The following is a 10,196-nucleotide window of genomic DNA, read 5'->3' on the forward strand; positions in this document are numbered from 1 at the left end:
ATGAGGAGCTGTTAAACAGCTTTAAAAATGTTTTGTATTAACACAGAATGGGGGCTGCAACACGGCTTAAGCAGCCACTACCCTGGTCAAGCAGGCACTACCGTGGTCAAACAGGCACTACCGTGTTTTAGTTGCACAGCATTGCTTAAATTTTTTCCCGCTACCGCAAAGGCAGGGTAAGTTACGGCCGTATTTTACTTTGCCGCAATCATCATGAAGTATACCGTCGTGGTAGCGCCACTGGCCATCTTCAACAATAAAGTTCGAAGTTTCATGTAACTGATAAAGATTTTTGTTTTCAAAATAATAAGCGGTGAAATCTACCGTATCTGTCGCCCCTTCATTATTTTGTGTTGCGGCCTCAGCCACCCCTTCAGCTTGGGCAATAAGCGAGACATTTCCAGTTTCACCCACTTCCAGTGCAAACCACGTGGCATTAGCTGCATTAGCAGTTAATTCATCAACACTTAATTCAGGTTGACGCTCCTTTGTGTAGGTAGCCAGTACATAATCGAATTGCTTACTGGCATAGGCAGAAAAACGAGAACGCATTAACTGAGCAGCAGTTTGAGGTGTGGCTTGCCCTTTTAAAAAAGGTTCACAACATGAAGAAAATGGTAAATTTGAACAGCAATAACATCGCATAATTTTTTACAACCAAGTTAGCAGTGCGCTATTGAATATATACGCGGGCGCAATGCTAACGGTAAATTAAGCGAATTACCATGGTCCTACTGCAAGGTTGCCTTCATTTAACGCTGAATCTACTCTTACATTTACCAAACATACTGAATAAAGTTCGCAAAGCTTTCTGATCATATCGCTGTCGGTAGGCTGTAAATCTAAATCAATATTTTCAACATACAGTGTTCTACACTGACCGCCCGTTATCAGCTTGCTTATCCACTCTGGCATTTTTTCCTTTTCAGGTTTTTGAATACGAATGGCGTGGTCGACTTCTTTTGAAAATGACACTGAATCGGCTAATAGATAATTCCAACCTTTACTTGTGCCACCTTTCCCTTCGCCTGGATAACCTTCGAAAGGTAAGGGGAGTTGTACAACGTTAGAAATAGCGGTGCTTGAAACAGACTTATTGGTCACTGAGGTACGTAATGCCTGTAAACGTGCAATTGATGAAGTGTTCATAGCGTTACCTTTTCGTAAGTTATCTTTTAGACTGGATATATATACAGTGTGTATGTGTATACAGTATTTTTAAGTTGAAAGGATTGCAAGCATTAAATTGTGTTTTTTTCACACAATGCATACTTCTTAAATACTTTTGAATTGAAATGGCGATTTACAGAGGGGGAGTTATTTGCGCATAAATGTAGCAATATCAATGTCTTCAGCGCACAGATGTTAGAGGTCAAGAGTACTGCCATCAATAGGTAAGCAAACTTAATGACTAAATTGGCGACTTAGGTAAACTACATCCGCACAGAATTTCACTAGGTTAAACACGTCGGGGTGAACCTAGCAGCAAAAAATAAGGCGTAATTTTCAGTGAGCAGTTTAATAGCACTAGGGTATATAGGTATGTTTGTTTCAGCATTTCTTGCTGCCACAATATTACCGTTAAGCTCTGAGCTTGTATTAACCACTTTGGCGCTAAATGGCTCATCTGCGCTAGTGTTACTGGTTGTTGCGTCTTTTGGTAACGTGTTGGGTTCAATCGTCAATTATGTATTGGGCTTTCGCTACGGCCAGTTGGTAGCAACAAAATTGCTGCGCGTTTCCCACGCTACCTTTATGCGGGCTGAAGTCATGTATAAAAAATGGGGGAAATGGTCATTACTATTAGCCTGGGTGCCAATTATTGGCGACCCATTAACTCTGTTAGCGGGTACCTTGCGTACGCGCTTTTGGTTTTTCTTATTAGTAGTAGGAATTAGCAAAACAGCGCGATATGCCGCGCTGTTGTTTTTTATCACTCGCTGATTCCACCCGAGTACGCGTTAAGTCTGAGTAGCGTGTTTCCGGTTTTTATTGCGAGCATGCTTTTTAAGTGCAGTAGTCACCAAGCCTTTAATTCGGTTAAATAACAATACAAAGGCAAACAGCCAATACCATATGGGTTCTTGCCATATGGTTTTTTGTGACCACGAAAAGTGAAGTAACGCCAAAGGGACTATTAAATAAATACTGTTGTGTAAAATCTGCCAACGCTTGCCCATGCTTCGACGTATTTTTTGAAAAGACGTTATCGTTAATACGAAGAGTAGAAGCAAGGCGGTTAGCCCTACGACAATGTAGGGGCGCTTAACCAGCTCGGTAGCAATCAAACTCATGTCCAGTTGCAGTTCGAACAGAATGTAAGTCGCAAAATGTGACAACGCATAGACAAAGCTATATATCCCTAGCATTCGCCTAAACTTAATTGGCTCAGGGCTAGGCAGTATTTTTGCTAATGGACTCAACATCAGCGTAATAAGCAAAAGGTGTATTGCCCATATACCGGTTTCATTCAACAAGGTATCAACAGGATCTGGGCCTAAATTGTCGGTAACGCCCGCGTAAAAAAGGCCAACGAGATACCCAAGTGCCAGTATGTGAATGACACCTTTTAATGACCTGCGAGCTAAATTTGAAACACGAACTGGTTTTTTAAATAATTTCATTAGAAGTAACGGCTTAAATCCATGTTTGCATAAAGCGGCGCCACTTCGCTGTAACCATTGTACATTTCGGTAGGTATTCTATTACGTGATAGCAAGCCACCGGTGGTAATACGGCGTTCGCTAGCTTGGCTCCAACGAGGGTGTGATACATCTGGGTTCACATTAGCGTAAAAGCCATATTCGTTAGACGCTAAACGGTTCCATGTAGTGGGGGGCTGCTTATCGGTTAACCGAATGCGCACAATCGACTTAATACTTTTAAAACCGTATTTCCATGGCACCACTAAACGAACAGGTGCGCCATTTTGCGGCGGTAGGGTTTTACCATAAAGCCCTACCGACATCAGCGTGAGAGGGTGCATAGCTTCATCTAAACGCAGACCTTCAACATAAGGGTATTCAATACCCCCACCAAGGAAACGGTTGCGTTGCCCCGGCATTTGCTCAGGTTCGTACAGGGTTTCAAACGCAACATATTTAGCTGACGACAAGGGCTCTGCAGCTTTTAATAACGCGCCTAACTCATAACCAATCCAAGGAATAACCATAGACCAGGCTTCTACACAACGAAGGCGGTAGATTCGCTCTTCAAGAGGAAAACGTTTCGTTAGATCATCAAGATTCAGTGTGAGTGGTTTTTTCACCAGCCCATCGACTTTTAATGTCCACTCAGAGGTATCGAATTCTTGCGCGTTTTTAACCGGCTCATCTTTGGCAGTGCCAAACTCATAAAAGTTATTATAAGAAGTCGCTTTGGATTCTGGTGTTTGGGTTTCGCTAATTTGGTATTTTTCAGGCTGACTAAATTTAAGCGCTTGGGTTTTGAATGCTTCTGCTTTCTCTTCATCATCTTCCCAAAACCACCCAGCGGCATTCGCGGGGTTTGATAACAACGCGGAAGCACCGACAAAGCCAAGAGACTTTAGTAACTTACGACGATTAAGATAAACATTTTCATCGGTAACATGATTGTCGGTTAGCTTTACTGAAGGCTTAAAAGGTTTAGACATACTTACACCATAATTATTGAGCGCGCTTAGACATTAAAAACTGAAAAGCAGGTGACGTCGACTTCGCGCGAAGGCACCGTGATTACATTACTTACGTGAAGGCAAGGTTTTAAGATTGCACCATGTATTACACGCGCAGTATTACACGGTATTACACCCGCGAATTTGATAAAAAGTAACTACAGATTTATCGCGTATAAATGAAGACCCATTTAATAAGAATAAAATTTCATGAATTAAAAAGAACACAACGAGACGCTGTGGTAATAAGTGATGCCAATTAAACGTATTATGCTTTTTTATGCATAGTAATCAATAGCTTTAGCTTGAGCTAAAAATGAAAAGCGCGTAACTTAAATGGTTTACGTATTTTAATAACAAGTATAAAAATGAAAGCCAACGAAATAGAGCAATTAGCGCTAACTGGCTCAGAAACCAGAGATGTAATCACCCCGTATGCCTTTAAAGTTGACCAAGCGCTATTAGGCATTCCCTTGGCTCCACCTATTAAACGCGCAATAGCAATGATCATTGATGTCATTTTAATATTTATGGCTGCAAAGCTTAGCGCAACGTTAATTGCCTTTGTTGCTGCTATGGCTTTTTATAAAGGCACAGCACAACAATACCTTCCTAAAATGTCGTCGTTTTGGCGCAGAGCCCTAAAGCTTTTTGCAGCAAGCTTTTTATTTGTAAGCTCGCTAACGGTACTCTCGTTAGCAATAGACTTCTTTGAAGGCGATAGCACTCTACAAGGAACACAAATAAACAAAGCAGAACAAAAAGATGAGTTAAGTGAGCATGATAAATCAATAATACGCACATATTTAGCGCAAACAGACGACGATAAAAACTGCGATGATATTTGCCAAAGTGCTGCTAGCGCTAATTTAGTTGCTCAATTGCCTGAGCTTGCTGAACTTGAAGACGCTGGAAATAGTCAAGTTACTCGCACGCTATTGCACTTAATGGTCATAGCCGACGATGAACCTATTGCAGCAGATGATGTTGAAAATGTAGATTTAGCGCCAGAGAGTATTACGGGCCAAGATACAAACGAAAATACAAACGAAAACAACACGACACCTGTAACCAGTATTTTGCAGTGGGGCAAAGGCATTATACAAGACCTAGGTCTTGGTTTTGGTTGGGCTGCTGTGTACTTTACCTTGTTCTCATTACTTTGGCGCGGGCAAACTCCAGGTAAAAAAGTATGTAATATTCGCGTGGTTGCGCTAAGCGGTGAGCCACTTGGCATGCTTGATTGCTTTGGCCGGTACGGCGGCTACGGAGCAGGTTTTGCGACGGGGTTATTAGGCTTTTTACAGGTTTACTGGGATCCAAACAGACAGGCCATTCAGGATAAAATATCAGCCACCGTGGTTATTCAGGGGAGTGTGGACCAAGTTGTAAATGCAGAAACTGTAGCTGATGCGGTTAAAGATTAGTCTTGCGTAACATAACTAAATAACCCTATTTCCCACTTAACGCTAGATATGGAAGCTGTCTTGAATGCCACCTTGTCGAGGGGAAAAGAGTGTTCCATATAACCGTGAGGCAAACTCATCGGTCATACCGGAAATATAATCAGCAAGCACTCGCATGCCGTTATTTTGTTCGCAGGCTTTTAACCAGCGCTCTTGGGTGTTTTCAGGCAATAGACGTTCAGGATCAGAACTAAAGGCTTCTAATAACTCCATCACGACCATTTGGCCTTTATATTCAAGCTGCTGTACATCAGGGCGACGAATCACTTTTTTATACACAAAGCGCTTAAATAGCTCTAAACCACTTTCGAAATCGTTAGGCATTTTGGCATTATAGGCAAGCAGTGGATGCTCAAAGCCTTCTACATCGGCGATTTCTATGGCCGTAATAAAACTATTTACCAGAGCGCCAATGGCGTTTTTTCGCTCGTGATGGGCTTTGCTGAAAAGCTTATCGGTAAGTTCATCAATGTTATCTGATAACCATTTTATCTCTAGTGCTTTAAGCGGAAGGGTGACATCACTAATAAAATCTTGTCGGTTCACCATGTCCATTACAATCGCGTCTTCTAAATCGTGGATGCCGTAGGCGATATCATCCGCAAGCTCCATAATTGAGCAATCAAAAGACTTAAAACGGGTTTTACTGTGCTTGGTATCAAATTGATTAAAAGACATCAACCTGTCTTTGTCAGAGGCGCTAAACGGCGCTAGTAACCAATCGAATAAAGGTTCGTCACAGCGAAACAAGCCTTTAGGCGGATGCCATTCGCTGGCTTTTACTTGGCGTAATGAAGCGGGGCGTTCACCGTTAACCTTAGGGGCTGTTAGGGTGTCAATAAAATTGGGGTATTTCACAAGGCCCAATACACTTCGGCGGCATAAGTTCATGCCATGCTCGGCAGTGTAGGGCTCTAGCTGAGTAATTATACGAAACGTTTGTCCGTTTCCTTCAAAGCCCCCATGTTCGTGCATCATATAATGAAGGGCAATTTCACCACCGTGACCAAATGGCGGGTGGCCGATATCATGGGCTAGGCACAAGGTTTCAATGAGCGTGGCATCAAGGGCTAATTTGCTGGCGATATCTGGAAACTTACCGCTTAATTGGGCGGTAATGCCTGTGCCTATTTGCGCGGCTTCTAAAGAATGAGTAAGGCGAGTGCGATAAAAGTCACTTAGGCCAACACCTAATACTTGGGTCTTGGCTTGTAAACGCCTGAAAGCGGCACTGTGCAGTACGCGAGCTTTATCTCGCTGGTAGGGATTACGATGATCGCCATCGCGAGAAACACTGCGCGGCAGTCTGCGTGCGTGTAAATCTTGTTCCCACTTTTGTACTGTCACAGTGTGTTCCTTTTCTAAATTTCTTCCTGGGTAATCTCGTCTAAGCTAAGCGAAAAGCTAGGTACATAGCGGGTTAAGAAATAATCGACTTCATCTGAATGATACTCTTTTAAAATCTTATCTAACCGCTTTTTAGCCAGTTTGAATTCTTGATTTCCTGCTGAAAGTTCTTCTAAGGTTTTCAAGTAGGCACATAGCACATCGGCAGCTTTAACAATAAAAGCCTCTTCTTCAGTGTGAAAATTAGCATCAATGAGTGAAGCGTAATCTTCTTTGAATGCGTCTGGTGCCATGTCGATTAAAATGTTTTCGGCTATCTTTTCAATCTTTTTGTATTCATGCTTGATGTCTGGATTATAGTATTTTACCGGTGTGGGTAAGTCGCCGGTTAATACCTCCGACACATCGTGAAACATCGCGATAGTCGCAATGCGTTCTGCATTTAATGTTCCGCCAAAAAACTTGTTCTTTATTAAGGCGAGGGCATGCGCCACCATGGCCACTTGTAAGCTATGCTCCTGAACGTTTTCAGTACGTACGTTGTGCATAAGTGGCCAGCGATTAATAAGCTTTAATCGGGCAAGGTGAGCAAAAAAATGACTTTTATCTGACACGTTAAGCGCCTTGTTGATAGTGTTGAAAGAAGTTACCTATACGGTGAAGCGCCGGAACTAGCACATCACTATGCGGTAAAAACACTAAACGGAAATAAACGCCGTCAGTCAGATTAAACGCTTTACCGTGCACTAATAGAATCTTTTCAGCGCGCAGCAAATCTAAAATCATCTGCTCATCATTGTTTATGTTGAATTTTTTCTCATCAACTCGGGCAAAGCAGTACATCGCGCCTTTGGGTTTAACGCAGTGTATGCCATCGATGCTGTTAAGCATGTCTACCGCCACATCACGCTGAATACGCAGACGACCCGTGTCTTTCACTAGGTCATTAATACTCTGATACCCACCTAACGCCGTTTGAATTGCACTTTGGCAAGGCACGTTTGCACACATTCGCATTGAAGAAAGAATATTTAAGCCTTCAATATAGTCTTTGGCTAAGCGTTTGTTGCCGCTAACCACTAACCAACCAGACCGAAAACCTGCTACGCGGTAATTTTTAGACAGGCCACCAAAGGTAACGAAAAATACATCGTCAGCAAGAGAGGCAATACAGGTATGTTCGGCATCGTCGTATAAAATTTTATCGTAAATTTCATCACTGAAAACAACCAAGCCATGTTCTCTTGCCAAATTGACTACGTCTTGCAACAAGGCTTTATCGTAAACAGCGCCAGTAGGGTTATTTGGGTTAATTAATACAATAGCCCGAGTTTTGCTGGTGATTTTGCTTTTGATGTCGTCTAAGTCAGGGAACCAGCCCGCTTGTTCATCACAACGATAATGTACTGGAGAGCCTGATGACAAACTTACCGCGGCGGTCCACAGTGGATAATCAGGGCTTGGGATCAGTACTTCGTCGCCATGATTAAGTAGCGCTTGCATGGCCATCATTATCAATTCGCTAACGCCGTTACCAATGTAAACATCGTCTACGCGGATATGCTGAATATTACGCTGTTGGTAGTACTGCATAACGGCCACACGTGCTGCGTAAATTCCCGTTGAATCTGAATATCCTTGAGAAGTGGGCAGGTTATGAATAACGTCTTTAAGAATATCGTCGGGAGCTTCAAAGCCAAATGGGGCAGGGTTACCAATATTTAGTTTTAAAATACGGTGGCCCTCATCTTCCATTTTTTTAGCTTGCGCCGCAATGGGGCCGCGAATGTCATAACAAACGTTATCTAATTTGTGTGAGCGAGATACAGTTTTCATGGTCTATCTGGTTAATTTACAGACCTTGAGGTTAACGTAAACCACATACCCTTGCGAAGCCTAATTTAGCGCTAAACGTGAAAAATATTTCGATTTGGTTGAAAAGTGTACGGCTAATTGTGGTTTACATCATAAAACTGACTGAAATTACCTAAAAATTGATTGTTAAACACAATATTAAAAAAAACTTCATAAATTAAAATCACCAATTAACAGCCAATTAGAAATAAAAACTTATCAAAAAGGCTAAAATCTTGTTAATTAATTGTAAAATTAAGTGAATCGGCCTATCGTATAAGTACGGCGCATTAGGATGGGCGCGCCAACACCTTTTACGTGTAATAGCAGAGGTAGTTCTCATTATGTCGCACCATTTTAAAGAAACCCCAGAAAATGCGATAACTCAAAGCGGTATTGCAAGGGTGATCCCTTGTAAGGAACTCGATATAGGCGATCCTATAAAATGGCTCTCACTTGGTTTACGTGACGCAATGCGTACACCTATTTTAACCGCGGTGTATGGCGTTATGTTTGCCGTAATCCCCTGGTTCATAATGTACTTGGTAGAAATGACAGGTTGGCATCTAGTGATAATGCCTGCCATTGTGTGTTTCATGTTGATTGGTCCTTTCTTAGCTGCAGGTTTATACGATGTAAGCTGGGAATTAGAAAAAGGGCACAAGCCTACCTTTATGCATTCATTGCGAGCGATGCGAAGAAACGCTGTGAATGAGTGGGGGTTTGGCATATTGCTAATGGTAATGATGATTTTTTGGCTACGTGTAGCATCACTTATTCACGCATTGTATCCTTCAAACATTGAAACCACCCTTGAGAGTTTGATGCCATTTCTGGTACTGGGTTCAATAGTCGGTGCGGGTTTCACCTTAGCCATGTTATTTGTGACTGCGTTCACTCAACCTATATTAATGGAACGAAAAGTCGATTTGGCCACGGCGTTACTGACGAGTGTTAACGCAGTATGGGTAAACAAAGTTCCCATGCTTATATGGGGCGCCATTATATTTACGGCGGTAGCCATCGGCTTCGTTACAGGATTTGTTGGCTTCATCATATTAATGCCGCTAATTGGTTATGCGTCATGGCATGCATACATCGACGCCATTTCTACAAAACGCGCAAGAAAATATGATTAAAATGTAGTTTTATTACAACAAAATAAGGCGGGTTGACCTAATTGCATCAAGTTAACTCGTCTTTTTTTGTGAAAATTTCATACAAAAGGCTTTTTTTTGTACAGTAATAGACAAAAGTATTAGACCTTTTTAATAGTAAAAATCCCTCACCTATAACGAACCGTTATAATTCAAACTAATAAGTCTATATAAATCAGGCGTATAGTTTGTTAAAGACTTAGTAACATTCTGATTTACCGTTAGTTTACTCACCTTATACAATCTTTAAACAGCATTAATTTCCATTTTAGGTCATAAATAAAGGGCACTCAGGGAATACCTTCTTTGAACTGCTTTTACGAGTTTGCCAAAACCTTTGAGGATCTAATGATGAAATTACTTAAAACTTTAGCTGCTACTGCTGCACTAGCTTTTGCTGTTAACGCTAACGCTGCCCCAGAAAAAGACGTTCGCTTTGTAGGCGAAACACAATTTTCTGGTTTCTGTAAAGCGGTTGTACTTGATGATATTAAAGTATTGCGTTCAAATCTTGCCCGCAACGTAGGTCGTATTGGCGCTAGCCAACGTGAAGTATTACGCATGGTTACTGCAGAAGACGGTTTAACATGTAATGGTGTTAACTTAATTAAGTTCTCTGTTGAGCGTGATGCCAACTCAGTTCACGAATACCTAACGTCACGTAGTTAATTGTGCGTTTACTAAGTTAGCGGGTGGCTGCGCTGTTACGTTTTATCA

At 41.8% G+C, this 10,196-nt stretch carries 11 protein-coding genes; 4 read left to right on the forward strand and 7 right to left on the reverse strand.

Annotated elements, in window-relative coordinates:
* Positions 1-117 precede the first annotated feature (117 nt).
* On the reverse strand, positions 118-645 hold the full coding sequence (locus J5X92_RS09730; protein WP_208805612.1) for a YchJ family metal-binding protein: 528 nt from the start codon (positions 643-645) through the stop codon (positions 118-120).
* Between the two features lie 75 nt (positions 646-720).
* Positions 721-1,149: a deoxyguanosinetriphosphate triphosphohydrolase gene (locus J5X92_RS09735; RefSeq protein WP_208805613.1), complete on the reverse strand. Its 429-nt coding sequence runs from the start codon at positions 1,147-1,149 to the stop codon at positions 721-723.
* 393 nt (positions 1,150-1,542) lie between these two features.
* On the opposite strand from J5X92_RS09735, the gene J5X92_RS09740 reads away from it, so the two are divergent.
* On the forward strand, positions 1,543-1,944 hold the full coding sequence (locus J5X92_RS09740; RefSeq protein ID WP_208805668.1) for a YqaA family protein: 402 nt from the start codon (positions 1,543-1,545) through the stop codon (positions 1,942-1,944).
* Between the two features lie 17 nt (positions 1,945-1,961).
* Here the strand turns inward: J5X92_RS09740 and J5X92_RS09745 are convergent, their stop codons facing one another.
* A complete protein-coding gene (locus tag J5X92_RS09745) occupies positions 1,962-2,624 on the reverse strand; it encodes a protein-methionine-sulfoxide reductase heme-binding subunit MsrQ (protein WP_208805614.1) in 663 nt (220 codons plus the stop codon).
* On the reverse strand, positions 2,624-3,634 hold the full coding sequence (msrP, locus tag J5X92_RS09750; protein ID WP_208805615.1) for a protein-methionine-sulfoxide reductase catalytic subunit MsrP: 1,011 nt from the start codon (positions 3,632-3,634) through the stop codon (positions 2,624-2,626). The genes J5X92_RS09745 and msrP overlap by 1 nt, the downstream gene beginning before the upstream one ends.
* 389 nt (positions 3,635-4,023) lie before the next feature.
* Here msrP and J5X92_RS09755 point away from each other — a divergent pair, with 389 nt between their 5' ends.
* Positions 4,024-5,082: an RDD family protein gene (locus tag J5X92_RS09755; protein ID WP_208805616.1), complete on the forward strand. Its 1,059-nt coding sequence runs from the start codon at positions 4,024-4,026 to the stop codon at positions 5,080-5,082.
* A gap of 42 nt (positions 5,083-5,124) precedes the next feature.
* Here the strand turns inward: J5X92_RS09755 and J5X92_RS09760 are convergent, their stop codons facing one another.
* From J5X92_RS09760 to J5X92_RS09770, 3 genes are read right to left on the reverse strand one after another with little or no spacing between them, the layout of a single operon-like run.
* Positions 5,125-6,468: an anti-phage deoxyguanosine triphosphatase gene (locus J5X92_RS09760; RefSeq protein ID WP_208805617.1), complete on the reverse strand. Its 1,344-nt coding sequence runs from the start codon at positions 6,466-6,468 to the stop codon at positions 5,125-5,127.
* A gap of 14 nt (positions 6,469-6,482) precedes the next feature.
* Positions 6,483-7,082, reverse strand: coding sequence for a 5'-deoxynucleotidase (gene yfbR, locus J5X92_RS09765; protein WP_057792155.1), 600 nt, complete (start codon positions 7,080-7,082; stop codon positions 6,483-6,485).
* A 1-nt stretch (position 7,083) separates the two neighbouring features.
* Positions 7,084-8,304, reverse strand: a complete 1,221-nt coding sequence (locus tag J5X92_RS09770) for a pyridoxal phosphate-dependent aminotransferase (protein WP_057792153.1) — start codon at positions 8,302-8,304, stop codon at positions 7,084-7,086.
* A 362-nt stretch (positions 8,305-8,666) separates the two neighbouring features.
* Here J5X92_RS09770 and J5X92_RS09775 point away from each other — a divergent pair, with 362 nt between their 5' ends.
* Together J5X92_RS09775 and J5X92_RS09780 are read left to right on the forward strand one after the other, a co-directional pair.
* Entirely contained in the window at positions 8,667-9,461 is a 795-nt protein-coding gene (locus tag J5X92_RS09775) for a DUF2189 domain-containing protein (RefSeq protein ID WP_057792152.1), read from the forward strand.
* Positions 9,462-9,830: 369 nt separating this feature from the next.
* Entirely contained in the window at positions 9,831-10,148 is a 318-nt protein-coding gene (locus J5X92_RS09780; protein WP_057792150.1) for a DUF3718 domain-containing protein, read from the forward strand.
* Positions 10,149-10,196: the final 48 nt, after the last annotated feature.

The organism is Alteromonas sp. K632G, assembly GCF_017653625.1.
GTDB classification, from domain to species: domain Bacteria; phylum Pseudomonadota; class Gammaproteobacteria; order Enterobacterales; family Alteromonadaceae; genus Alteromonas; species Alteromonas naphthalenivorans.

Coding starts and splice junctions, on each gene's coding strand:
- J5X92_RS09730 (WP_208805612.1), bottom strand. CDS start 645: ATGCGATGTTATTGCTGTTCAAATTTACCATTTTCTTCATGTTGTGAA.
- J5X92_RS09735 (WP_208805613.1), bottom strand. CDS start 1,149: ATGAACACTTCATCAATTGCACGTTTACAGGCATTACGTACCTCAGTG.
- J5X92_RS09740 (WP_208805668.1), top strand. CDS start 1,543: ATGTTTGTTTCAGCATTTCTTGCTGCCACAATATTACCGTTAAGCTCT.
- J5X92_RS09745 (WP_208805614.1), bottom strand. CDS start 2,624: ATGAAATTATTTAAAAAACCAGTTCGTGTTTCAAATTTAGCTCGCAGG.
- msrP (WP_208805615.1), bottom strand. CDS start 3,634: ATGTCTAAACCTTTTAAGCCTTCAGTAAAGCTAACCGACAATCATGTT.
- J5X92_RS09755 (WP_208805616.1), top strand. CDS start 4,024: ATGAAAGCCAACGAAATAGAGCAATTAGCGCTAACTGGCTCAGAAACC.
- J5X92_RS09770 (WP_057792153.1), bottom strand. CDS start 8,304: ATGAAAACTGTATCTCGCTCACACAAATTAGATAACGTTTGTTATGAC.
- J5X92_RS09775 (WP_057792152.1), top strand. CDS start 8,667: ATGTCGCACCATTTTAAAGAAACCCCAGAAAATGCGATAACTCAAAGC.
- J5X92_RS09780 (WP_057792150.1), top strand. CDS start 9,831: ATGAAATTACTTAAAACTTTAGCTGCTACTGCTGCACTAGCTTTTGCT.